The organism is Malaciobacter sp., from assembly GCF_055140965.1.
Genome location: NZ_JBSRRO010000029.1, coordinates 14,880 through 39,280 on the forward strand (window position 1 = coordinate 14,880; position 24,401 = coordinate 39,280).

At 24.4% G+C, this 24,401-nt stretch carries 20 protein-coding genes; 6 read left to right on the top strand and 14 right to left on the bottom strand.

The annotated features are described in order from the left end of the window. Positions 1 to 103: 103 nt before the first annotated feature. Together ACTCCZ_RS09155 and ACTCCZ_RS09160 are read right to left on the bottom strand one after the other, a co-directional pair. On the bottom strand, positions 104 to 1,729 hold the full coding sequence (locus ACTCCZ_RS09155; protein ID WP_079577188.1) for a UvrD-helicase domain-containing protein: 1,626 nt from the start codon (positions 1,727 to 1,729) through the stop codon (positions 104 to 106). 12 nt (positions 1,730 to 1,741) lie between these two features. Next, positions 1,742 to 2,497 (bottom strand): hypothetical protein, encoded by a 756-nt coding sequence (locus ACTCCZ_RS09160; RefSeq protein WP_079577189.1) that lies wholly within the window; start codon positions 2,495 to 2,497, stop codon positions 1,742 to 1,744. Between the two features lie 228 nt (positions 2,498 to 2,725). Between ACTCCZ_RS09160 and ACTCCZ_RS09165 the strand changes: the two genes are divergently transcribed. From ACTCCZ_RS09165 to ACTCCZ_RS09180, 4 genes are all read left to right on the top strand, one after another. Next, positions 2,726 to 3,784, top strand: coding sequence for an FIST C-terminal domain-containing protein (locus ACTCCZ_RS09165; protein ID WP_079577190.1), 1,059 nt, complete (start codon positions 2,726 to 2,728; stop codon positions 3,782 to 3,784). Further along, positions 3,778 to 5,412, top strand: coding sequence for a sensor histidine kinase (locus tag ACTCCZ_RS09170; RefSeq protein ID WP_079577191.1), 1,635 nt, complete (start codon positions 3,778 to 3,780; stop codon positions 5,410 to 5,412). The genes ACTCCZ_RS09165 and ACTCCZ_RS09170 overlap by 7 nt, the downstream gene beginning before the upstream one ends. A gap of 17 nt (positions 5,413 to 5,429) precedes the next feature. After that, positions 5,430 to 7,265: an ATP-binding protein gene (locus ACTCCZ_RS09175; protein WP_079577192.1), complete on the top strand. Its 1,836-nt coding sequence runs from the start codon at positions 5,430 to 5,432 to the stop codon at positions 7,263 to 7,265. 73 nt (positions 7,266 to 7,338) lie between these two features. Continuing rightward, positions 7,339 to 8,457 (top strand): hybrid sensor histidine kinase/response regulator, encoded by a 1,119-nt coding sequence (locus ACTCCZ_RS09180; RefSeq protein WP_079577193.1) that lies wholly within the window; start codon positions 7,339 to 7,341, stop codon positions 8,455 to 8,457. On the opposite strand, the gene ACTCCZ_RS09185 is transcribed toward ACTCCZ_RS09180, so the two are convergent. From ACTCCZ_RS09185 to pgp3, 7 genes are all read right to left on the bottom strand, one after another. Then, positions 8,454 to 9,716: a response regulator gene (locus ACTCCZ_RS09185; RefSeq protein WP_079577194.1), complete on the bottom strand. Its 1,263-nt coding sequence runs from the start codon at positions 9,714 to 9,716 to the stop codon at positions 8,454 to 8,456. The genes ACTCCZ_RS09180 and ACTCCZ_RS09185 overlap by 4 nt on opposite strands. A 43-nt stretch (positions 9,717 to 9,759) precedes the next feature. Then, positions 9,760 to 10,392 (bottom strand): HAD family hydrolase, encoded by a 633-nt coding sequence (locus ACTCCZ_RS09190; protein ID WP_079577195.1) that lies wholly within the window; start codon positions 10,390 to 10,392, stop codon positions 9,760 to 9,762. A gap of 151 nt (positions 10,393 to 10,543) precedes the next feature. Then, on the bottom strand, positions 10,544 to 10,954 hold the full coding sequence (locus ACTCCZ_RS09195) for a ModE family transcriptional regulator (protein WP_079577196.1): 411 nt from the start codon (positions 10,952 to 10,954) through the stop codon (positions 10,544 to 10,546). A gap of 335 nt (positions 10,955 to 11,289) precedes the next feature. Continuing rightward, on the bottom strand, positions 11,290 to 13,776 hold the full coding sequence (locus tag ACTCCZ_RS09200) for an efflux RND transporter permease subunit (protein ID WP_079577197.1): 2,487 nt from the start codon (positions 13,774 to 13,776) through the stop codon (positions 11,290 to 11,292). After that, positions 13,773 to 14,351, bottom strand: a complete 579-nt coding sequence (locus ACTCCZ_RS09205; RefSeq protein ID WP_079577198.1) for an MlaC/ttg2D family ABC transporter substrate-binding protein — start codon at positions 14,349 to 14,351, stop codon at positions 13,773 to 13,775. The genes ACTCCZ_RS09200 and ACTCCZ_RS09205 overlap by 4 nt, the downstream gene beginning before the upstream one ends. A gap of 1 nt (position 14,352) precedes the next feature. Beyond that, positions 14,353 to 15,129 carry an MlaA family lipoprotein gene (locus ACTCCZ_RS09210; protein WP_099344744.1) on the bottom strand — a complete coding sequence of 259 codons (777 nt, stop codon included), beginning with the start codon at positions 15,127 to 15,129 and terminating at the stop codon, positions 14,353 to 14,355. 81 nt (positions 15,130 to 15,210) lie between these two features. After that, positions 15,211 to 16,086 carry a peptidoglycan metallopeptidase Pgp3 gene (gene pgp3, locus ACTCCZ_RS09215; RefSeq protein ID WP_079577199.1) on the bottom strand — a complete coding sequence of 292 codons (876 nt, stop codon included), beginning with the start codon at positions 16,084 to 16,086 and terminating at the stop codon, positions 15,211 to 15,213. A 143-nt stretch (positions 16,087 to 16,229) separates the two neighbouring features. Here pgp3 and ACTCCZ_RS09220 point away from each other — a divergent pair, with 143 nt between their 5' ends. Continuing rightward, positions 16,230 to 16,940: a YebC/PmpR family DNA-binding transcriptional regulator gene (locus ACTCCZ_RS09220; RefSeq protein ID WP_079577200.1), complete on the top strand. Its 711-nt coding sequence runs from the start codon at positions 16,230 to 16,232 to the stop codon at positions 16,938 to 16,940. A gap of 21 nt (positions 16,941 to 16,961) precedes the next feature. Here the strand turns inward: ACTCCZ_RS09220 and ACTCCZ_RS09225 are convergent, their stop codons facing one another. From ACTCCZ_RS09225 to ACTCCZ_RS09235, 3 genes are all read right to left on the bottom strand, one after another. Then, complete coding sequence (locus ACTCCZ_RS09225; protein ID WP_079577201.1) at positions 16,962 to 19,721, bottom strand: ATP-binding protein; 2,760 nt, start codon at positions 19,719 to 19,721, stop codon at positions 16,962 to 16,964. Beyond that, on the bottom strand, positions 19,705 to 21,210 hold the full coding sequence (locus ACTCCZ_RS09230) for a transporter substrate-binding domain-containing protein (RefSeq protein WP_079577202.1): 1,506 nt from the start codon (positions 21,208 to 21,210) through the stop codon (positions 19,705 to 19,707). Before ACTCCZ_RS09230 ends, ACTCCZ_RS09225 begins: the two co-directional genes overlap by 17 nt. 90 nt (positions 21,211 to 21,300) lie before the next feature. Then, positions 21,301 to 22,047: a M48 family metallopeptidase gene (locus ACTCCZ_RS09235; RefSeq protein WP_228145274.1), complete on the bottom strand. Its 747-nt coding sequence runs from the start codon at positions 22,045 to 22,047 to the stop codon at positions 21,301 to 21,303. Between the two features lie 86 nt (positions 22,048 to 22,133). Here ACTCCZ_RS09235 and yddG point away from each other — a divergent pair, with 86 nt between their 5' ends. Beyond that, complete coding sequence (gene yddG / locus ACTCCZ_RS09240) at positions 22,134 to 23,030, top strand: aromatic amino acid exporter YddG (RefSeq protein WP_228145275.1); 897 nt, start codon at positions 22,134 to 22,136, stop codon at positions 23,028 to 23,030. On the opposite strand, the gene ACTCCZ_RS09245 is transcribed toward yddG, so the two are convergent. Both ACTCCZ_RS09245 and ACTCCZ_RS09250 read right to left on the bottom strand, forming a co-directional pair. Continuing rightward, entirely contained in the window at positions 23,020 to 23,466 is a 447-nt protein-coding gene (locus ACTCCZ_RS09245; RefSeq protein ID WP_079577203.1) for a YiiD C-terminal domain-containing protein, read from the bottom strand. The genes yddG and ACTCCZ_RS09245 overlap by 11 nt on opposite strands. A 53-nt stretch (positions 23,467 to 23,519) precedes the next feature. After that, positions 23,520 to 24,401, bottom strand: an 882-nt coding sequence (locus ACTCCZ_RS09250; protein WP_463187276.1) for an acyl-CoA dehydrogenase domain-containing protein, incomplete at its 5' end; no start/stop codon positions are given.

Here is a 24,401-nt window from a genome sequence, read left to right on the forward strand (position 1 = left end):
TTAAGTTTTTGTGTCGCTTTATTGTTAAGCGGGTGGAATTATAATAGGTACTAGATTAAATAAAGCTGAAATTATTTAAAAGTTTAGAAAAATTTCTAAAAATTTAAAAATGTTTGATTTTATTTGATTCTAACCATCTATTTTGAAGTTCTTTAAGTTTTTTCATTGGAACTTTTTTCTTAGAGTTTTTTACTTTAAAATTTTCTTGATTATTTACTTTTGATTCATCAAAACTATAATTTAAATCTAAATTGGCAAGATTTAAAGCATCCATTGCTCTTGTAGCTGCAACATAATAGATATTTAATTCTTCATTTATTTTTAGATTTGTTGTACTCTTTTTCGAACTTAATATATCTTTTTTACTTATAAAGTCATCTTCACACATAATAACTTGAGAGTATTGCATACCTTTGGATTTATGTGCAGTTGTAAAAATTATATCAGCTTTTGATTTATCTTGTGTAAGATTACTTTTTATGTTTTTATTTATTTCAAATATTGAATCATTATAAGTGTTAATAAATCTTATTACATTTAAGTAATCTTGGTTTTTTGTATCTTTAGCATACTCCTCAAGCTCTTCAATGCAACTAAACTCTTTTAACTCATCAATTGATATCTTTTCATACTTCTTTTGTTTTAAGTAGTATATTGAATAAACAGTTTGATTCATAAAAGAGTATGAATTATATCCACCTTCAAAATATATTTTAAAATCTCTCTTTTTATTTATATATTTTATTACTTCTTTTGCAAGTGCAAAACTTGTTCTGCTTATTACACAAAAAGGTTTTTTTTCATTGACTACTTTTTCTCCTATTAAAGATTGTTTATTTTCTAATCCAAATATTTCAAGAGATTTTGAATCAATTTTGCTATAAAGCTGATTTAGATTGTACTCTAGTTTTTTTGCTAATTCATTGGAAAATCTAAAACTTTTACTTAATTTATATATAGGAAGTTTTATTTTATCAAGAGCATTTATAGCAAACCTAAAAGAGTAGATTTGTTGAAAACTATCTCCAACATAGACTCTTTTACACTTTTGTGCTTCAACTATTGAAATCATTACATCAGAAATATCTTGTGCTTCATCTACTAAAATTAAATCATATCCTAAGTTTGAAGAGATTTTTTTATTTAGATAAAACAACTTTAAATAAAAGTCATGGCTTGCTTCAATTTTTTGTGTTTTCATAGAAGTTAAGATATATCTTGTATGGTTTAAAATATTTTCTGCTCTTGTTTTTAGAAGTTTTAAGACTTTTGCATCTAAATTTGAATACTTTTTATAACTTTGAAGTAATACTTCATCTATTTGTATTAGTGAACTATTACAATAAAAGTTAATAATATCTTTTATAAGTGCTAGATAGTTTGGTGTTGGTTCGTATGATAGTCTATTTTGTTCAAACTCTTTTATGCACTTGTAAATAGTATCTACTTTTAAATCATAACTTAGTTTATATTTCCAAGCTTGCATTTTATTAAAAGCTAGTGAATGTATAGTCTTTACATCCATATTAAAAATTTCTAAGCTACTTAGTTTTTTCTCTAGGCTAGTTTGTAAAGATTTGTTATATGCAAGATATAAGATTTTGTATTTAGGAAAGTTTTTAGCATATTGCAGAAGTGTTGTTGTTTTGCCACTTCCTGCAACTGCATTTATTTTAAAAGAGTGCTCTTTTGAGTTTATTATGTCTAATTGTTCTTTGGTAAAAGTCATAAAAGTTTATTACTACTTATATGGTGATATTTTTGGTGGAAACTCTTTAAAAGATTCATTTATTGCACTAGTAATTGAGTTTTTTGTTTTTATATTTTGCATTGGTGTAGCAAATTGAAGTAGTTGTTCAGCACCCTCTAAAGATTTTTCTTCTTTATAAACAAAAGCTATTTTTTTACCAAGTTTTTTACAATTTTCATAAATCAATCTTGCATAATCATCAATATAAATAAACTCTTTTGCATTTATTTTTTCACCCCATGAAAAAAATACAAATTTACCTGATGGAATTAAGTTTTGTGCATCTAAATACATAATATCTCTATCAAATTCTGTATTTTGTAAAGAGTTATATTTTTCTAAATCATCGTTGAACTTCATAAGTAATTGAGATGAATCAATATTTTTTTCATTTAAGTTAAATAAGTTTCTAACTTGAATTAATTTACCTTTTATTTCATCTGTTTTACTCATGGCATTTTTAAATACAGTCATATATGTTTCTATTTTAAGCTCAATCATTTCATCAAATTTGTCAAACTCTTGTTCTAATAAAAACTTATTTGAATCATATCCTACAGGAGAAACAATAGGATTATATAAAAAAATTGTTCCTATGATATTTTTCTTTTTCAATTTATTTGTTTTGATTTTTTCTTTTAAATCTTTTACTGTAATCTCATCATCTTTATCACAACTTATGTAAAGATAGCTTTCTGTTAAAAAAACTTCTTCATATTTTGTTTTAAATACACCAAAGTATTGCATATATTTCCTCTTTGTTAAATTATTGTAATAATATCTAAATTATTTAGTAATAAAGCTTATTTTAAAGTGTTTCAAAAAGACAATACAATAATAAAAAATTGCCTTAATTTAGAAAAATTATTATTTAACTATGAAACAAGAGCTTTTTTTTGATACTATTATATTACTATTCTTGTGTAAAATAATATAAATACTATTTAATACACAAGTTGTTTTAAGGAGTTTGCAATGAGTATCAATGTTAAATATTATAAAAGTTTAGATGCCTTTGTAAGAGATTGTAAAGATGAAAATAATAGATATTTATTATTAGTAGCTCAAGAGTGTAAGTTTTATATGTCATTATTGAAAAATTCTAAAATTGAAGCATATGGAGCTATTTTCCCTGAAATTATATTTGAAGCAGTAAGTTATAAAGATGGACTTTTAGCATATAAGCTTGATGATGATGAAAAAATAATAATGCAAAATGACATTTCAAAAATCTCTTTTGATAAAGAGCAATTTAAACAAACAAAATCAGTAATTACTTTTGTTGATGGATTAAGTCATCATATAGATGAGTTTTTAGACTCTTTTTTTGAACTACTTGAACCACAAACACAAGTATTAGGTGGTGGTGCGGGAATGACTCCTTTTAATAGAAAAGAAGTTATTTTTTCACCTGAGGGCATATATAAAGATGCTGCTTTATTACTTTGTAAAAAGCAAGAGATTAATATTGGTGTAGAACATGGATGGACGATATTAAAAGATCAACTTGTAACTACACTTGTTAATGAAACTAGTATTTTACAAATTGATTATAATAATGCACTTGATTATTATAAAAAAGTTATTGAAGAGGATTTAAATATACAAATAAATGATATTAATGATTATTTAAACTCTTATCCCATTGGTTTAGTAAAATTTGATAATGAGATTTTAGTCAAAGAAATATTTGATGTTTCAAATGATAGTTTAAATATCTCTAATTCTATCTCTCAAAATTCTGTAATTGCTATTTTAAAAGGCAATAAAGATAAATTAATCAATGCTGCAAAGCAAGCAACTTTAGAAGCTGTTGGAAAATGTGAAAATAAACAAAGTGCAGTTTTGGTATTTGAGTGCGTATCAAGAAAAAACTTTTTAAAAGAGAGTTTTGACGATGAAATGCAAATTATAAAAACTACAAGTGATAATAGATTAATGTTAGGAGTTTTAACATTAGGAGAGATTGTAAATAAAGGCGATGTAAACTTAAATTTATTTAATAAAACTTGTCTTGTAGGTGCAATATGTTAGTTGAACAATTAGCACTTACATATAAATGTCATAGCGCAATAGGAAATAGTTTAGATTTAAAAGAGATGCTAAAAGAAGTATTAAAGACATTTATTAACGAAACCTTTGCTTTATATGGAACTTTTTATTTATATCATGAGAGTAAAAGAAGCTTAAATAAAATCATAAGTATGGGTAAAATACAAGATTTTGATATTGAAGACTATTCTAATATTTATGATAGTTTTAATATTATTGATAATAAAAATGATAAAACACAAAGGGTTTTAATACTACCTTTAGATAGAGGAATAATTTTTCTTGTTTATAGTAAAAAAAGTATGAATATGAGTTTTTTAGGTTCAATGTTTCAAGGTCTTGCTCATAAACTAAATATTAGTATTGATTCATGCTTAAATGTTACAATAATGAAAAAAAGAAATGAAAAACTAAGAGCTTTAGCTATTGAGCTTGAAAGACAAAGAAAAGAGTTAGTTGAATCAAATAAGTATAAAAATGACTTCTTGGCAAATATGAGTCATGAATTAAAAACCCCTTTAAACTCTATTATTGTAATTTCTTCTGTAATGAAAAAAAATAAAAAGGGCAAACTTGATGAAGAACAAGTAAAAAATATGAACATAATAAATACTTGTGGAAATGATCTTTTAGTTTTGATAAATGATATATTAGATATTTCAAAAATTGAAGCAGGGGAGTTGTCTTTAAATCTAAAAAAGATAGATATTCAAATGTTAATTGACTCTTTATATGATTCAATGTATCCACTAGCAAAAGATAAAAACTTAAAATTTTTAAAATCATTTAATATAGAAAATACTCAGATTTTAACTGATGAATCAAGAGTAAAACAAATCATAAAAAATCTTTTAAGTAATGCAATAAAGTTTACAGAAGAGGGAAGTATTGAAATAAAAATAGAAGAGAGCAATGATGATATTATAATTTCTATAGTTGATGAGGGAATAGGAATAGGAAAAGACAAGTTAAAAAATATTTTTGAAAGATTTAAACAAGCTGATGGTAGTACAACAAGAAAATATGGTGGAACAGGACTTGGACTTGCAATATCAAAAGAGCTATCACAACTTTTAGGTGGAGATATAAAAGTAAGTAGTGAAATGGGAGTAGGAAGTGAATTTCAAGTTACTTTACCTAAAAAAGTAACTATTAAAAATGTTTCTGATGATAAGGTTGATATTTCAAGTGGTGATGAAAGTATAAAAACAGAAGAGATAGTGTTTTTTGATATTGAAGATAGTTCTACAAGTAGTGAAGAAGAGAATAAAGATTTTAATAATCTTTTAATAATAAATGGTGACCATGCAACTATTTTTCCAATTTTAGTAACATTTAAAAAAGAAGGTATTCAAATTGAACATACAAACTCTGTGGAAAATGCTCAAAAAGTAATACAAAATAGAACCTTTGAAGCAATAATATTTGATGTATTAAATTCACAAGGAGAGGATTTAGAAAAACTAGAAAAAACAGCAATTGAAAACAAATTAGTTTTAGTTGCAATTGGTGATGAAAAAATTGATAAAGCAGATATTTGTATATCAAGAAGCAAAGTTGATAAATCTTTAGTTCAAGAAGTAATAAATTTGGTAAAAGCTAAAAAATAATATATAAAAGGCTAGAGATGTATAGTTTTTCAGACTCATTGGGTTTTTTATTATTTAAAAAACTATTTTTTGTATATATAATAGTTGTTACAGCTTTCACATCATATGAAATTTTTATGCAATTTGAATTGGCAAAAAAGAATTTACAAAAAGAGTTTGAACTTATAAAAAAGTCTTATGGCGATGAACTTGGTGTAAGTATTTGGAATTATGATAGAAAAAGAACAAATCAAATAGCAGAAAAGATTACAAGTAATACAAATATAGAAAAGATAAAAATAAGACAAATCTCAGGTGAAGTTTTTTTAGAAAATAGATATACAATAGATAAAAATAGTATTGAAAATCAAGAAAATCTAAAAAGTTTTGATTTTGATGTTTTTAACAATAAAAATAAAAAAGTAGCAACTATTAGTGTATATTATGATAAAGATATAATATATAAAACAATAGAAAAAAATATAATTTTAATAGTTGTTATAACAATTTTAAAGTTTCTTTTTCTTTTTGTTTTTTTAATCTATTTTATAAAAAAACTTATAGTAAAACCTTTACATAGTTTAATAGAAGCAACAAAGCATCTTGATGGTAGAAATAGAGTTTTTGTTGATGAGGTTTTGCATAAAAACAATAAAACAGAATTAGCCCAACTAACAGATAGTTTCAATTATATGGCACTGCGAATAAATCAAAGTTTTGATGAAATGACTAAACTAAATGTTAAATTAAAACAGCAAAAAAAAGAGTTAATACAAGCAGATAAATATAAAAACTTTTTTTTAGCAAATATAAGTCATGAATTAAAAACACCATTAAATCCAATATCTTTAATAACAGCAGTTATGTTAAAAAATAAAGATAATAGTTTAAATGAAAATAATTTAAATAATATAAAAATAATAAATAAATCTGCAAATGAATTAAAAATCCTAATAAATGATATTTTGGATTTGACTAAAATAGAATCAAAAGAGATAAAACTTTATCTAAAAGAATCTAATTTAAAAGAGGTTTTTAATACATTAGTATCCATTTATGATACAAGTGCAAATAAAAAAGGTTTGACTTTTAAAAGTGATTATAAATTAAAAGAGAGTTTATATGTAATTGATGAGCAAAGATTTACACAAGTTTGTAGAAATCTTTTAAGCAATGCTATAAAATTCACTTCAAAAGGAGAAGTAAAATTTAATATTTTTGAAGATGAAACTAATATTTTTGTTGAAGTTATTGACACAGGTATTGGTATTTCAAAGAAAAATCAAGAGGAGATTTTTACTAGCTTTAAACAACTTGATGGAACAACTACAAGAAAATACAGTGGTGTTGGATTAGGTTTGGCAATTTCAAAAGAATTAGTTATTTTACAAGGTGGAGAAATAAAAATAGAAAGTGAAGAAGAAAAAGGAAGTTGCTTTTTATTTAGTATTAAAAAATCTGATAGGACAAAAATAATAAAAGATGAAAATAAAAATGAAAAAACAGAAGATACACAAATGCTAAAGCTAGAAAAAGACAAACCAAAAGAAGAAAAAAATATTTTAGTTTTTATTTTAAATGATAATCCTTTACTATTTTTTAAATTAGGAGTTGCATTAAATAAAGAAGAATCAATGTCTTTGATTAATATCAAAAGTTTAAAAGAGTTTTTTAAAGCACATGATAAAAGAAAAAAAGAGTTTTTGATTATTCATAAAGTAGAAACTAATGAAGAACTTATGAAAATTAAAAAAGAAAATAATTTGATAATCATTTCTATTGGAAAATGCAATAATAGTGAAGTAGTGGATTTGATTTTAGATGAACCAATTGATAATGAATATTTAATAAAATATATAAAAGATAATGTATAGATTTTATATGTTTTTTTAAGTACTTCAAAATAATAATGCGTTATTATTAATATACTGTTTTTAAAGGGTTAACATGGAAAAGTTTAGTATTTTATTAGTTGATGATGTTGCAGAGAATATTCACTCTTTAAAGATGATGATTGAAGATAGTTTTGATGTTAAGATTTTTAGTGCCTTAAGTGCTCAAGAGGGTATGGAGATTTTAATGAAAGAAGAAATTAATCTGATCTTAACTGATATTCAAATGCCTGAAATTGATGGTTTTGAGTTTGCTGAATATCTAAAAAGCATTGAAAAAACAAAAGATATTCCCTTGATTTTTATTACTGGAATTTATGATAAAGATGAGTATAAAAGAAGAGGGTATGATATTGGAGCAATTGAATATATAACAAAACCAATCGATGATCTTTTATTAGATGCAAAACTTAAAGTATATATAGATATTTTTGAAAGAAGTAAAAAAAGAGAAGATGAATTAGAAGAAAAAAATGAGATTTTGATTCATCAAGCGAAAATGGCTACTATGGGTGAAATGATAGGTGTAATAGCCCATCAATTAAAACAACCCTTAAATGTACTTTCATTGTATTGCAATGATGTTAAAGACTCTTATAATTTTGGTGAGATTAATGATGAATTTATTGATGAATTTTCTAAAAAAACAAAAAGCAATATAAACTTTATGAGTCAAACTATTGATGATTTTAGGGATTTTTTTAATCCTAAAAAATCAAAAAGTAAATTTTTACTTAAAAAAGTTATTGAAAATTCACAAAGTTTACTTTTAAAACAACTACAAAATAATAATGTAAATTTACATATTGATGTATCAAATGAAGAGGTTTATGGTGTTGATTCAGAATTAGAACAAGTTATATTAAATCTTCTAACAAATGCACAAGATGCTTTTATTGAAAGAGAAATTGAACAAAGAGATATTTATATAACAGCAGGATCTAATAAAAACTATACTGTACTAGTTGTAGAGGATACAGCAGGAGGTATAAAAGAAGATGATCCAGAAAAGATTTTTGATCCTTATTTTACTACAAAAGAAAAAGGTACAGGAACAGGTCTTTATATGGTAAAACTTGTTGTAAAAACAAGTTTTAATGGAGAGTTAAAGTTAAAAAATACTGGCAAAGGTGCTAAGTTTATTATGATATTGTCAAATGGAAATAATTCTTAGTCAAGCAAAGCTTTAGGGTCAAGCTCTTTTATTTGGGCTTCTCTAAACTTAATTACATCATTTAAATCTTCTATTCTTTTCATCTTTACATCAATTGTTTCTTGTTTTTTCTCAATATCAACTTTTTTGGCTAAAACTTCTTTTTCAAGAGTGTGAATTTTTTCAACTAAAAGATCTTTCTCTTTTTTTACTTTAATCATTACATCTTTATATTCTTCAAGTTGTTTATTTTTCATTTTAAGTATGCTTTCTTGTTTTTCATCAAGACCTAGTTTTTCATTTTCATAATGTTTTATCTGTTGCAATTTTGCTTGACTTTTTTTCTTTTCAGTATCTAGTTCACTTCTTAATAAAGGAACTATATTTTCATACTTTGAAATTTTTAATTTCAATTGTTCTTGTTGCTTTTTTAAATTAGCAATTAATTCTCTTTGTTCTTGTATATTTTTAATTACTTTCTTTTTAAATTCTCTTTTTTCTAAATTCTCTTTTGTTGATAAAAAACCAATACAAATAAAAGCTTTATTATGATTTTCATCAATTTCAAATATATTACAAGTAACATAAAAAGGTAAGCCTTTTGAGTCTGCAAACTTTAATTCACCTTCCCATTTACTTTTTTCTTTTATTTGTTTAATAACATCTTCTATAACTTCCCTTGAAGTATCTTTGTGAATAAGTTCTTGAAAATTGTGATTTATTATCTCTTTTTCATCTTTTTGAAAAGATAATAAAAATGCACTATTAATAAATGTTATATTAATTTCCTCATCAAATTTTAATACTACTGCAATATTATCTATTGCATCTAAATACTGCTCTAACTCTTGATTTTTTATAGAAAGCATTTTTTCATAATATTTTTTTTGACAAACTTCTTGGGATTTCAAAATCACATCTTCTGTATCAATAGGTTTAAGAATATAATGGTTTGCTTTTAATTCAATTGCTTTAAGTAAGTTCTCTGATTCTGATCTTGCAGTTGTAAATATAAAAGGAACTTCTTCATCTAGTTGTCTGATTTGTTCAAGCATTTCTATACCACTCATTTTGGGCATATTTATATCACTTAATACTAAATCAACTGGTGTTTTTGCTAAATGAAGTTTTTGAAACTGTATGTATCCTTCCATACCATTTGGAGCTAAATATACAGTTTTAAATAACCTATTTAATGTTTTAGCAAGTTTTTCTCTTGCTAGGTCTTCATCTTCTACATATAAAATAGTAAGTTTTTTTAAAAAATCTTTATTAATCATTTTAAACTCTTTTTAAATAAGTTACTATAATCTTATCACAAAATTACAAAAGTCTTTTTAAATCATCAAATTTATCAATAAAATATTTTGCTTTTTGAAAATCATGACTTTTTGTAAACTCATTTTTTATAACTATACAATCAATATTAGCAGCATAAGCTGAATCAAGTCCTCTTTGGCTATCTTCAATAACAACTGTTTCTTCTTCTTTTGCATTAAACTTTTTTAATCCTGCAAGATAGGGAGCAGGGTGTGGTTTTGCTTTTTCATAATCTTCTACACATAAAGTAAAATCCATAAAATCAATAATATTCCTGTTTTTATGTATTAGTTCAAAGTCAACTCTTCTAGCAGTTGTAATAATTCCCATTTTATATTTTTTGCTCAATTGTTCAAGAGTAGTAACTACATTTTTAATAGTAATATCTTTAGTTTGTAAAAAATATTGATAAAGTTCATCTCTTTTTTCTCTCAACTTATCAATTTGTTCTTTTTTAAAGCCTTCTTTTATTGCTAATTCCCAAGCATTTCCGCCTCTTATCATTATTTTTTGATAAGTATCAAATTCTAAAGTTATATTTACTGTTTTTAAAATATCATAATTTGCTTGGTAGTACCACATCTCAGTTTCAACTAGTACTCCATCATTATCAAATAGTATAAATTTTTTATTCATGCTTTTATTGTACTATATTATTAATTAATTCTATAATATTCATAAGGTTTACTAAATAGGCTTTTATATATAAGATTTTGAATTTACAATTTTATTTATTAGAAGATATAATGCATTATTTATAGAGATGGATTTTTAATTAAAATAGCAATTAAGTTATATTCTCAAAGTTTTCATACTCTTCATCATAAAAACATCCAAGTTGACAATGTGTAACTTTTATATCTGAATTTTTAATAGTTGAACCAACTTTTTTAAGTGTAGAGCCTTTATTTTGAGCCTCTTTCCACGCTATTTCACATTCAACTTTTTTATTATCTTTTGTATTTTGACTTAGTGAATTATAAATATTATCATGTTTTTCTGAAAATTTTAATTTTCCAAAAACTCCTAATTCACAATTTGTTATTACAATATTCATAGCTTTTGCAATTGCTGCCATATCTTTTGGTTTCATACCAATTAATCTTGCAACTTTAAAAGCTTTTAAACAAGATAGTTTCCCATCTTCATCTAAATTAGTTAACAGTAGTTCTGTTTGCGTTTTATCTAACTTTTTCATAGTTTCCTCAATGCAGGAGAATTTAAAAATATTACGAATATATATTCATTTTTCATTATATATACTATTTATTTATGTTCTTCTTTTTTATCTATATTTAATAATTATTTCTTAATAATGTTAAGAAACTAAACATAATAGTTACTAAAAGAGTGATTTACAATAAAGAAAAAAAAGAGGTGAGAAGCCTCTTTTTTAATAAAAAATTCATATTATTTATCAAGGAGATAATATACTGTGATTGGTCAGTATATTTGTAGTGAAATACTATCTAGTTAATATTAATGAAATATTACTAAATATTAATGAATTATTAATATCTCATTTTATACTATTTAAAGCTTAGAAAAAGGTCTAAATAGTATAAGTAATCTTGGAAGAAGAAGTAATGCTGATGCTAAAATTGTTGCCATAACTATAACTGTTAATATTCCAAAATATATTGTTGGAATAAGGTTTGATAAAACTAAAATTGAAAATCCTACCATAACAGCGATTGAAGTATAAAGCATTGCAAAACCAATTGATCTATGTGATCTTTGCATTGCATTTATATAATTATGGTCTTTTTTAAACTCTTCTTTAAACCTATGAATATAGTGAATTGTATCATCTACGCCAATTCCTATTGAAATAGCTGCAATTGTAATAGTCATAATATCTAGTGGTATTTTTGACCATCCCATAATTCCAAAAATAATTGAAATTGGAACTATATTTGCTAATATGGCAATAGTTGCAATAGTAAATGATCTAAATAAAATTAGAAACATTATAAATAAAGTTAAAATTACAAATCCCAAAGTTTTTACTTGTGAGTCAAAAAGTGATTGAAGCATATTGTTATATAAAACCATAAGATTAGATAGTTTTATCTCTACACTTTCATCTTTTATAATAGTCTTTAAATCATTTTTAATTTTCTTTAATAACTCATCTCTTCTTAAATCTTCATCTGAATCAATTATTCTTAAAGTAACTCTTGCTTGATCTTTTTCTATATTTATATATGGCTCTAAAATCAAAGACTTATACTCTTTTGGAAGATTGTTATATAAAAGTGCTAGATTAAATGAGTCTAACTCTTTATTGTCATTTAAAACTTTTCCTACTTTTAACATTGTTGCTAAAGATTGAACTTTTCCTATATGTTCTAAACTATTTAAATAATCATGAACTTTTGTGATAATATTCATTCTATGTGGAGTAAACCAATATTGCGCATCATTTCCTGAACTATTAAACTCATCTTCAAAAGAAGCAAACATATCATCATTAGATTCTTGTTTTGTTTGTTTATTCTCCTCTTTTGATATTAGATTAAAATCAATTATAACATCTAAAGGAGTAGTCCCTCCTAGTTTTTGATCAATTACTTTCATACTTTGATAAATCTCTGTATCTTTTTTAAAGTATGAAATAAAACTATTTTCTACTAAAAGTAAAGAAGCACCTGTTAGTGAAAAAGCAATTAAAATAACACTTGCAATTAAAACTTTATTACCTTTATTTTTTACTATTTTTATACAAAAATCAATAAAATGTAAATTACTTTCAAAGCTTTTATTTACAACTGTTTTATTTAATAGTATTAAAACTGCTGGAAAAACTAAAAATGCAATTAATAATGAGATTGCAATACCTGCACTCATCATCCAACCCAGATTTATAACTGGCTGAATATTTGATAATAAAAGTGAGCTAAATCCCGCTATTGTCGTAATAATAGCAAAGAAAGATGGACTTAGTTTTGAAAGCATAGTATTTAAAACTAATTTACTTTGAGAAGAGTTTTTATAAATAGAGCTAAGTTCCCTGTATCTTACAATTAAGTGAAGTACAATAGATATTGTAATAATTAGTTGTAATGAAATAAAATTTGATGAGATAACAGTTACTTCCCAGCCAAAAATTCCTAACATACCACTTGTTGCAATTACTGATAATGTACAAATTAATACAGACAAAGCAACCCATCTAAATTGTCTAAAAATAATCCATAATATAGCAATAAGAAGTAAGATTAAAGTAGAACCATATATTAATAAATCGTTTTTTACAAAACTAATAATATCAGTGGCAATCATATTAACACCACCTAAAAATAGTGTTCCTTTATCTTTATAATTTTTTAGTAAACTTCTAATATCTTGAATATATTTTGAGGTTGCATCTCTTTGAGTATCTCTATATGTTTTAAACTCAAGACTTATTTTTTCTAGTTTTTCTAACTCTTCTTTAGAAGCTTTATTACTATTTTTTAATTTAAGTAAAAAGTTTCTTTGCTCAACCAAGTTATAAAACTTCTTGTCTCTTTTTAAATTCACTACAATTGCAGTTGTTTTAAAATCACTACTAACTAAGCTATTTTTATATAAAGGTGAAGTCAAAAACTCTTTTTTTACTAATTTCTTATCAAAATCTTTACTGTTTTCTATAGTTTTTACTTCATCAACTAACTCTTGTATAGGTCTTACAGGTGATTGTAATAAAGGTACATTTAAAACAGATGTGATACTTTGTGTAAATGAAAGTTTTTTTATATCTTCACTTAAATTTTTAATAGTAGTTAAACTTGTATTAGAAAGAATATCACTATTTGGAGTAAATGTAACAACTAAGATATCTTGAGTTTCGTAGTTTTTAGAAACCTCTCTTGCAAAAGCCAAATCTTTGTCATTTTCTAAAAGTAAAGTTTCAGCAGAAGCATCTATTTCAAGTTTTGTTGCAAAGTATCCTAAAAAACAAACTATCAAAAATACTGATAGTATTATTTTTTTAGGGTTTTGAAATAAAAATTTTGTATAAAAATTTTTTATCATGCTTGCTTGTTTTTATTATTTAAGTACTCAATTAAATCATCAATTGATTTATTTTTTAGATACTGTGAAAATTGATTTCTATATGTTTGAATGATACTAACTTCTGCAATGCTAACATCATAAATGTACCATTGCTTATTTTTTTTATTCTCATATAATTTATAATCAATTGCAAAGTTTTCTTTTTCTCCAATTAAAAGAGTTTTTAAAACTAATCTTGTTTTTATCTCTTTTAATTTATCAATTTTTATCTCTTGGTCGTGATATAAATCAAGTTTATCAATATATGAATCTTTTAGTCTATTCTCAAATGCTTTTGAAAAATCTGCTCTTTGTTCATTAGAAATAGTTCTCCATTGTTTTCCAAGAGATAACATAGCCATTATTTTATAATCAAATGAACTATCCATTACTTTAATAATTTGCTTACCTTTTTCTTTTTTAGCAAGTTCTTTATTTTTTAATATATCAATTACTTTGTAAATATTTTCAGTCATATCTTCTTTAATATTGTCTTTTGGCATAGCAAAAGCAAAGTTTATTAAACATGCAATTATTAATAGATTTTTTAACATTTTATTCCTTTATTTGCTTTTCTCTTTGTTTTCTATGAAAATCTTTTAAGTATGGATATAAATCAATAGCATCTTTTCTTATCTTATCGTATACTTCTACTTTAAAAGATGAATTATTCACTACTTTAAATGTTCTAATTCCTATTGATTCTTCAGTTGAATTACTTAAATAAAATGAAGTATCACCTTTTTTTAAAGGATTTGCAAAATCATCAACAAAAAAAGCAAAAGTATCCCTTAGATTTGATGGGCCTAAAATTGGTAATACAATATGAAAACCTTCTCCCACTCCCCAAGTAGCAAGAGTTTGACCAAAATCTTCATCATGGTGCTTTATCTCAAAGTTATTCTCTTTTGCAACATCTATTAATCCAGCAATTCCAAATGTAGTATTTAATAAAAACATTTGTAACTCTTCCCATGAATTTTGAAACTTAAATTGTAAAAGATTATTTATAAACCTAATTGGAAAACCTAAATTCGTAAAAAAGTTAGATACTCCTGTTCTTATTGTTGGATGAACAATATCTTTATATGTTAAAATAACAGGTTTTGAAATATAAAGATAAAAACTATCATTAAAAGAAGTCATTGCTCTGTTGTACCCACTTAATGGATCAAACTCATCTTTTTTATAACCTTTGTTTTCAAACTCACTTGAAATGTCATCAAAAGCCATATATGTTTCATCTGTTGCTAAATTATTATTTTGTTCTATTTGCTTCGCATTACAGGAATATAGCAATGAAAGCATTAATATTAATACTACCTTTTTCAATTTTGTTTTCCTTGTGTTGTGTGTGAATGTGATTATATAGAAAAATTGTAAAAAATTAGGTAAAACAAAAAAAATGTTTTACTAATTATTTATTTTGTTTAAAATCGTAATAAGTTGCATAGGATCAACTTGAACAGAGTTTACTCTTGCACTAAAATGTAAATGTGGTCCTGTAACTCTTCCTGTATTTCCACTAAGGCCTATAATCTCGCCTTTTTTCACTTTTTGATTTTTCTTAAAATTCATTTTGCTTAAGTGATAGTAACAAGTATAGACTCCTTGTCCATGATCAATAATAATAGAATTGCCAGCATAAAATCTATGTTTTGAAAGTACAACTATTCCATCATTTGCAGCTTTAATTGGTGTTCCAATACTTGCTCTAAAGTCTGTCCCACTATGATAACTTTTTATCTTATTATTATAAACTCTTTTTGTACCAAATTCACTTGTTATTTTTGTATTTAAAGGATAAATAAAATCACTATTCCAAAGTAGTTCTTTATTTACAGTATTGTAAATATCCATAGCTTCTTTGTACTCTTTTTTTGTTCTTTGTTTATTCTTTTTACTTAAAGTAACTTTTGAACTTTTTACATTTATTACTTCACTTTTATATTTTCCATTTTTTAATATTAAAGAAGTTGATTTAAACTCTTTTTGATTGTTTTTTTTATAAGAAACTATTATTTTGTATGGTTTGATATCTTTATAATAAGATATGGGAATTAAAGCATAGAAATTATTTTTTTTAAAAGGATTTTTAAAAAAGTCTATATTTGTTTTTTCTTTATTTAAAACAGTTAACTTTGGCTCTTCTATATTTTTTGCATCAAGATACAAAAGTGCTGTTTGAGCATTTGTTATTTCACTGTTTTTAAAATATAATTTTATATCTTCACCATTAGCAAAGTTTATAAACATTAAAGTTGTTAAAAGTAGTAGTTTTTTTATCATAAAATAAATTATATCTAAACTAATTAAAATGATATTTAATTAGTTTAAATATGTAATGTAAAAAAAGTTTATAATTACTAATAATTACATATTTATTACAAACTTGGTATAATCTGCGAAAAAATAAAATATTGGAGTAATTTATGGGTAGAGCCTTTGAATATAGAAAAGCAGCCAAAATGAAAAGATGGGGGAATATGTCAAGAGTTTTCCCAAAACTAGCTAAGGCAATTGAAATTGCAGCAAAAGCTGGTGGTGGTGATCCTGAAATGAACCCTGTTTTAAGAACAGCTATTCTTAATGCAAAAGCACAAAATTTACCAAAAGCAAATATTGAAGCAGCTATTAAAAGAGCAACAGGAAAAGATGCAAAAAATTATACTGATGTAAATTTTGAGGGTAAAGGTCCTCATGGAGTATTGATTTTTGTAGAGTGCGCTACAGATAATAATACAAGAACTGTTGCAAATGTAAAAATGCATTTTAATAAAAATGGTGGACAAGTAGTTCCTACTGGTTCATTAGAGTTTATGTTTGATAGAAAAGCAATTTTTGAGTTTGATAAAAAAGAAAATATGGATCTTGAAGAACTAGAATTAGAATTAATTGATTCAGGTCTTGAAGAGCTTGAAGAAGAAGATGGATTATGTATTGCTTTTGCTGATTATACTGATTTTGGAAATATGAATACAAAATTTGAAGAACTAGGAATTGAACTTAAAAAAGCTGAATTAAAAAGAGTGACAAATAATCCTCAAGAGTTCAATGAAGAAGAACAAGAAGAGATTGGTAAATTACTTGAAAAGCTTGAAGATGACGATGACGTTCAAGCAGTATTTACAAATATGGCATAAAACAGATATTCTGTTTTATGTTTAATTATCTTGAATCCATTGTTTTATTTCACTTATTAAAATCTTATAATTATTAGAAATATTACTTAAAAACTCATCACTAATTGTTTGATTGTTTTTTATTTTAGTTTCAAACTCTTCAAACTGTTTTGCATTCTCATATGCTCCTAAAGTTCCAAGTAAACCTTTTATTGTATGTAATTCATTTAATAAATCTTCAGTATTATTATCTTTTAAAAGTCTTGAAAGTTTTTTTATATCATTTTCTCTTTTTTCAATAAAACTTTTTAAAAAATCTTTGTAATACTCTTTTTGATTCATCATTCTATCTAAGGCGGTTTTAGTATCTAGTAAGCTTTTTGAACTTGTATTATCCAAACTTTTTTCATTTGTCTTTTCTTCAATTGACTTTTTACTTAGTATTTTGTTTATTTTTTCTTTTAATACTTTTACATCAAATGGTTTTCCTATATGATCAACCATCCCATAAGATAAGCATTTTTTAACATCACTATCTAAAGCATTTGCAGTCATAGCAATGATTGGTAATGTATTACATTGTAAATGCTCTTTAATAGTTTTTGTTGCACTATAACCATCCATTATTGGCATATGAATATCCATCAAAACCAAATCATAATAACTACAAGAGTGTTTATTGATAAGCTCAACAGCTTCATATCCATTGTTTGCTATTTCAATATGTTTTACTTCATCTTTTAGAAAATTAATTGCAAGTTCTTGGTTTATTTCATTATCTTCTACTAAAAGTATTCTTACATCTATTATTTTTTCATTATTGTTTGTAATATGCTCAAGTCTATTTTCTATTTCTTCTAATTCTTCTTTTTTTGGAATTTCTGCTTTAATTGTAAAGAAAAAAGTTGTTCCTTTATTTTCTTGACTTTCAAAGTCAATCTCTCCTTTAAGTAATTCTACTAAATTTTTAGAAATAACCAAGCCTAATCCTGTTCCTCCAAACTCTTTTGAAATAGAATTATCTTCTTGTGAAAAAGATTTAAAAAGTTTACTTTGATTATTTTTTGATATACCTTTTCCTGTATCAGTAATAAAAAACTTCAAAGTAATCTCTTTATCTGTTTGTGCTATAAGCTTTATCTCAATTTTTACGTAACCTTTTTTTGTAAATTTAATAGAATTATTAATCAAATTTGTAAGTATCTGAGATAATCTTAACTCATCACTTAAAATATATTCAGGTATTTCCTCATCTTGTACTATGATTAAACCAATATCTTTTTCTTTAGCCATATGAGAAAATAGATCATTAATATTGCTTATACATTTTCTTAAATTTACAGGTGCAATAGAAAGATCAAGCTTTCCTGCTTCTATTTTTGAAAAATCTAAAATATCATTTATTATTCTAAGAAGCATATTTGCAGAAGCTTTTGCTTTTATTAAAAACTCTTTTGATGTTTGAGTATCACTATTTATTTTTTCTAGTGATAGTGTTGTCATACCAATTATTCCATTCATAGGAGTTCTAATTTCATGACTCATATTTGCAAGAAATTCACTTTTTGCTTTGTTTGCTTTTTGTGCTTGTTTTTTTGCTGTTATTAATTCTTCTTCTATTTTTTTTCTTTTTTGTATTTCTGCTTTTAGTTTTCTATTCCAAAATATAATAAAACTAATTATTAAAAAAGAGGCAAATGCTATTTTATAAACTAAAGTATAATCTACTTTTTCTTCAAACTCTACAGAAATCCATTTATCATAAATATTTTTTAATTCTTTTTGTGTAAATGATTCAACTGCTTTATTAAAAATCACATTTAAAGTAGGTTCATCTTTTCTTGTTCCAAAAGATAGTTTTGTTTCTTGTTCTATTTTTCCAGCAATTTTTATCTCAAAGTCACCTTCTTTTTGAAGTTGATAACTAATACTTCCTAATGAGTCAATATACCCAAAAACTTTTTTATTTCTAACTTTAGTTATTCCATCTTTTATAGTTTGTACATGTACAATATTAATATCTGGATAATCTCTTTTAAGCATCTCTTCATAAGCATAACCCTCAATAATTGCTATTGATTTATTTGATAAATCTTTTATACTATCAATAAAAAGTTCATTATTTCTTGTTGCAATAACAATTGTTTGTGTAATATATGGTTTAGTAAAGTTTAAATATTCTCTTCTTTCTTGAGTATTTTCAACAACTGGTAAAATGTCACATTTTTTTTCTTTAATTGCATCTAATGACTCTTTCCAATTTTTTGTTTCATATAACTTTACTTTTAAGTTTATTCTTTTTTTAATTATTTCCATAATATCTTTTGTAATACCCATATGTTTTCCATTTTCAATACTTTCATAGGGCATTGCATCAGGTAAAATACACATTTTTATCTCACCTTTTTTTCTAAGGTAATTTTCTTCTTTTTTTGATAAAAAGATTGTTTCGTTTGATTTTAACTTTACATTATCACCTTTTATAATGAAACTATCTTGAGGTAAAAACTCTTTATTTATATTATAAGACTCTATTAGTCTTTCATCAAACATGAATTTTGTAGTATTTTTATTTGAGATTTCAATTTCGTCTGCTTTTTTACCAAGTAAAATAGAGTGAGCAATATTTGCAGCTTCCAAGCCTTGTGAAAATGCACTTAAAAGTTTTCCTCCTATTATTCCATCACCAAGTAAAAAATCCCAAGCTGCATAAATAGGTAATTTTGTTAGTCTTGATATATTTTTCATTGATTCATTTGTATTGAAATATTCCCAATTTTTATCTTTAAAAAATTTGAACATAAAAAATTATTGTATCTTCACTCAATGATTTAATTTTTTCAAATAACTCATCTTTTGATAAAGCTTTAGGAATAATTAGATTAACTCTGTTTTTATAGTCACTTTTAATCTTTAATAGTCGTTTTTCAATTAGTTTACCTGTTGTTAGTTGATCATTTATTACAAAAACATTTTTTGTATTTGGGTGTAGTTTTAATGCAATATTTAAAGTACTTCTTATATCTAGCTCTTCTTTTATTCCTGTTATATTTGATTTGTTTTTTAGCATTGATTTTTCAAAATTATTTATTCCTGTAAAAACTATTGGTATTTTAGAGTCAAAAATCTTATCTTTATTTTCTATCATAAAATCCAATGCATTATTATCAGAAACAATAATTAAATCAAAATTAGAATTTTTATACCTATACTGATAGTTGTTTTTTAAAAGTTCTAAATACTTTTTATCAAACTCTCTTTTTGTATCCATATATTCAATACTAATAGTAACATTTGAATCATTTGGAAATAAAGCTTTTATTCCTGCTGTTATATTTTCTGTCCATTTATAGCCTGCATGATATGAGTGTAAAAGTAAAATTTTCTTTGGATTTTTATATTGTATTTTTGAATATCCACTAGTAGTTAAGATTTTTGATCTAATTTTATTTTCTAATGTTTCTTTATTGTATTCAATTTTATTAATAAAACTATCAATAAACCATTTTTGATTTAAAGTAACTCTTTCTTGATATGTCAAAGATTCTATTGCTTTATCAAAAATATCTCTTAAAATAGGCCAATCTTTTCTAACTCCTATTCTTTCAAAAAATCTATTTTCTCCATCTACTTTTGCAACACCTTGAAAATAAACATTTGATATACCATATTTAGAAATTATATTTTTTAAAATTGGTCCTAAATTTATTGTTGCATCTGCTAATCCAGTAGATACAGATTGAATTGTTTCAATTGAATTATCTACTAGAATTATTTTTATCTTTGGATAGTTATCTTTTATAACTTCTTCTTGCCATGAACCTTTAACAACTGCAACAGTTCTATTATCTAAGTCACTTAATTTTTTAAATATATTTGCTTTTTGATTTGAATAAATAGCATTTGAGATATTTATAATAGGATTTTTAGTAAAAACTGCATATTTTTCTCTATTGGGAGTAGAAACTAGATTTGATATAACATCTATTTGTTTATTTTTAAGCATTTTTATAAAGCTATTCCAATTTTGCGCTTGAACAAATTCAATTTTTAAACCGATTTTTTTAGCTAATAGTCTTATCAAGTCATTTGAGTAACCCATTATTTGACCATTTTCACTATAATTAAAAGGTTCCCAATTCATTTCTGCATGAACTTTTATTTTTTGATGTTTATTTAGCCATTGAAGTTCTTTTGTTGATAAATCAATCATTGGATTATATTTTATATTTTCTGCAAGCAAAAAATTTGTATAAATAATGATAATCAGTAGTTTGTAAAATATATGCATAATCAAACCTTTTAGCGTTTATATCAAAATTATAGCTATTATTTTAATAAATGTGAAGAGGTTATATTAAACTAAAATTTGTTATTTAGATTAATTTAATTTACTAATTATTTTTTTTATATTTTTTATTCTATTTTCTGAATTTGGGTGTGTTGATAAGAACTCAAAATTTTCTTTTTTCCCTTTACTCATATTTTCCCAAAACTTTACTGCTTCACTTAAATCATATCCAGCTTTATGCATAAGATAAATACCTATTTCATCAGCTTCACTCTCTTGCATTCTTCCATAAGGCATAAGTACACCATATTGAGCACCTACACCATACGCAATATTAAAGGTTTTTGTATATTGAGGTGCTTGGCTTCCTAAGACTATATTTCCAATTACTTGAACACCTTGCGATAACATTCCAGCACTAACTCTTTCAGCGCCATGCCTTGCAAGAGCATGTGCAATCTCATGGGAAATAACAGTTGCTAGTTGTGAGTCATTTTCAGCAATTTTTAAAATACCTGTGTATACTACAACTTTTCCGCCGGGAAGACAAAATGCATTTTTTGCTTTATTTTCAATTAAATTAAACTCCCAGTTATAATCTTTTTTTGTAACTTCTGCAATCTTTTTGCCAATATCTTTTACTCTTTTTGAATCTTTTGTATTTTTTATTACTTTTGATTCTTTTAGTGTTTTTTCATAACTTTGTTCACCCAAGGCTAATTCTTGTTGTGTTGAAATTAATATCATTTGATCTCTATTTGTATAAGGTGCTTTATGTGTACAAGCAATAAAAACAAAAGTTGAAATAATTAGTAAAAAAATGTGTTTAATCTGCATAGTATTTCCTTTATTCATATAATTTTAGCAAAAAGAAAATAATTTTAAGGAAATTATTGTAAAATTTTTTAAATTAGGAGAGAAAATTGCATATACAACAAACTAAAGGAAATTTATTAGGATTATTAACAATAAGCTTATGGTCTTGTCTTGCACTATTTACAGTTTATTCTGGAGAAATTCCACCTTTTGAACTTTTAACTATATCTTTTTTTGTGGCTTCTTTAATTGGAATAGCTATGTTGAAAAAACAAAAAAGAGCCTTTAAAGAGCTTTTTAAAATACCATTAAAAGCTTATTTTATAGGAGTAGTTGGTTTGTTTGGATATCATTTATTTTACTTTTTGGCCATTAAAAATGCTCCTGCTGTTGAAGCTAATTTAATAAACTATTTATGGCCATTGCTTATTGTACTTTTTTCTGCACTTTTGCCAAATGAAAAGCTAAAATGGTTTCATATTCTTGGAACACTTCTAGCTTTAAGTGGAGCTTTTTTACTAGTTTTAAAAGATGGAAGTTTACAATTTGATACTAAATATACTTTAGGCTACTCTTTTGCCTTGACTTCTGCACTTTTATGGTCAAGTTATTCCGTGATTTCAAAAACTTTAACTCATATTCCAACTTTTGCAGTTACAGGCTTTTGTATATTAACTGCTTTTTTCTCTGCAATTGCACATTTAACTTTTGAACAGATTTACATACCAACATTTTTTGAACTTTTTTCTGCAATAATGTTAGGTCTTGGACCTGTTGGAGGAGCATTTTATTTATGGGATTTTGCTTTGAAAAATGGTGATATAAAAATATTGGGTTCACTTGCTTATTTAGCACCACTTCTTTCAACTTTAATTTTAGTTTTTGTAGGTATTTCAAAAATGACAATAACTATTGCAATTGCTTGTGTTTTAATTGTTTTGGGTTCCCTAGTAAGCTCAAAACAGTATCTAAAAATATTTAAAAATTTAATATTTAAAGCTTGATAACATATACTCCCTCAAAATCAACACAAACTTTATCATCTTGTAATAGTTGAGATTTTATTCTAATTGAAGCACTTTTTTTATCTTTAAGTTTTCTTTTTAAAGTTTGTAGTTGCTCTTTTGATGGTAAAATAGTTTTACAGTAAAGTTCTTTTGTTACAGGAGCTCTATATGCTGTATCACTTTTTATTACTGCAATCATACAATCTTTATTAAAACCTAAATCAACAACACTTAAATAACAAGCACTCCATGCAGAAATAGTTACTAAAGTACTTAAACTTCCTGCAAAACCTGTCTGCTTATCATTTATGTTTTGCTCAATTGGTGCAGTAGTTATTAAACAATTGTTTTTAATCTCTTTTATATCAATTTGCATAAATTTAGTAAGTGGTATTTGTGAATGGAGTTTATATTTTAAAGCTTCTAAGTCCAAATCTTCTCCTTTTTAAGAGCAAATTTTATCATTTATAAGCTTTTTAATATATTTCAAGTAAAAAAATTTAATCTTTTTTCATATGCAAAAAGTAGTTTTTCTTCTTCTTTTTTTGTAATTACACCAGTTTTATTTGCTTCTTTTATTACTTCATCAAAAAAACCTTTTTTTATTGTTTTGTGATTAATAGCATATATAATTCTTTCTTCTAAATCCTTACACTCATCTTGAAGTTTTAAAGCTTCTTCTAATTGAAAAAGAATTGTTTTATTGTCTTTTAAAAATGCTTTTGAATTGCAAATCTCATCTAGATTTTTTCCATTATTAATAAATTTTATTATTTTTGTATTAATTTTATTATTTGGTTTTAGTGCATATGGATTTAACCTAATAAAAGGAAGTAGTATTTTTAAAGTTGGAATCTCTTGAAAAATAGTCTCTTTAATTTTTTGAATTTGATAAAAACCATATTGACAAATGTAATCTACTAAAAATTTATAATTAGAAGAAGGCTCATTCTCATACTCTTTAATTATTAATTTAAGCAAATCTATCCAAGAAAAAATATCTATAAGTTTTTCATTGATTAAAGTTGTTTTTTTCTTATTAAGTAGTGAAGAGAATTTTAATAAAGCAGTAAAATTTGTGCTTGCCCAAATTAGATTTTTTTTATATTTTTTAAATCCTTTATCTACTTTTATAAAGTATCCTCTTGTTAAAAAAAATATAAAAGACTTTATGTTTACATTGATACTTGATGATATATATTCTAGAAGAATTTCATCTATAATTACAATACTTTTATTTTTTATTAAAATATATTCAAACTCAAAATTGTTTCTATTTAAGCTGTTTGAATAATCAATAAACTCATAAACTCTTTTTTTAATTTTTTTAAATTTGCAATTATTTAAAATATCTATAGAGTTATTTGC

Coding starts and splice junctions, on each gene's coding strand:
- ACTCCZ_RS09155 (WP_079577188.1), bottom strand. CDS start 1,729: ATGACTTTTACCAAAGAACAATTAGACATAATAAACTCAAAAGAGCAC.
- ACTCCZ_RS09160 (WP_079577189.1), bottom strand. CDS start 2,497: ATGCAATACTTTGGTGTATTTAAAACAAAATATGAAGAAGTTTTTTTA.
- ACTCCZ_RS09165 (WP_079577190.1), top strand. CDS start 2,726: ATGAGTATCAATGTTAAATATTATAAAAGTTTAGATGCCTTTGTAAGA.
- ACTCCZ_RS09170 (WP_079577191.1), top strand. CDS start 3,778: ATGTTAGTTGAACAATTAGCACTTACATATAAATGTCATAGCGCAATA.
- ACTCCZ_RS09175 (WP_079577192.1), top strand. CDS start 5,430: ATGTATAGTTTTTCAGACTCATTGGGTTTTTTATTATTTAAAAAACTA.
- ACTCCZ_RS09180 (WP_079577193.1), top strand. CDS start 7,339: ATGGAAAAGTTTAGTATTTTATTAGTTGATGATGTTGCAGAGAATATT.
- ACTCCZ_RS09185 (WP_079577194.1), bottom strand. CDS start 9,716: ATGATTAATAAAGATTTTTTAAAAAAACTTACTATTTTATATGTAGAA.
- ACTCCZ_RS09190 (WP_079577195.1), bottom strand. CDS start 10,392: ATGAATAAAAAATTTATACTATTTGATAATGATGGAGTACTAGTTGAA.
- ACTCCZ_RS09195 (WP_079577196.1), bottom strand. CDS start 10,954: ATGAAAAAGTTAGATAAAACGCAAACAGAACTACTGTTAACTAATTTA.
- ACTCCZ_RS09200 (WP_079577197.1), bottom strand. CDS start 13,776: ATGATAAAAAATTTTTATACAAAATTTTTATTTCAAAACCCTAAAAAA.
- ACTCCZ_RS09205 (WP_079577198.1), bottom strand. CDS start 14,351: ATGTTAAAAAATCTATTAATAATTGCATGTTTAATAAACTTTGCTTTT.
- pgp3 (WP_079577199.1), bottom strand. CDS start 16,086: ATGATAAAAAAACTACTACTTTTAACAACTTTAATGTTTATAAACTTT.
- ACTCCZ_RS09220 (WP_079577200.1), top strand. CDS start 16,230: ATGGGTAGAGCCTTTGAATATAGAAAAGCAGCCAAAATGAAAAGATGG.
- ACTCCZ_RS09225 (WP_079577201.1), bottom strand. CDS start 19,721: ATGTTCAAATTTTTTAAAGATAAAAATTGGGAATATTTCAATACAAAT.
- ACTCCZ_RS09230 (WP_079577202.1), bottom strand. CDS start 21,210: ATGCATATATTTTACAAACTACTGATTATCATTATTTATACAAATTTT.
- ACTCCZ_RS09235 (WP_228145274.1), bottom strand. CDS start 22,047: ATGCAGATTAAACACATTTTTTTACTAATTATTTCAACTTTTGTTTTT.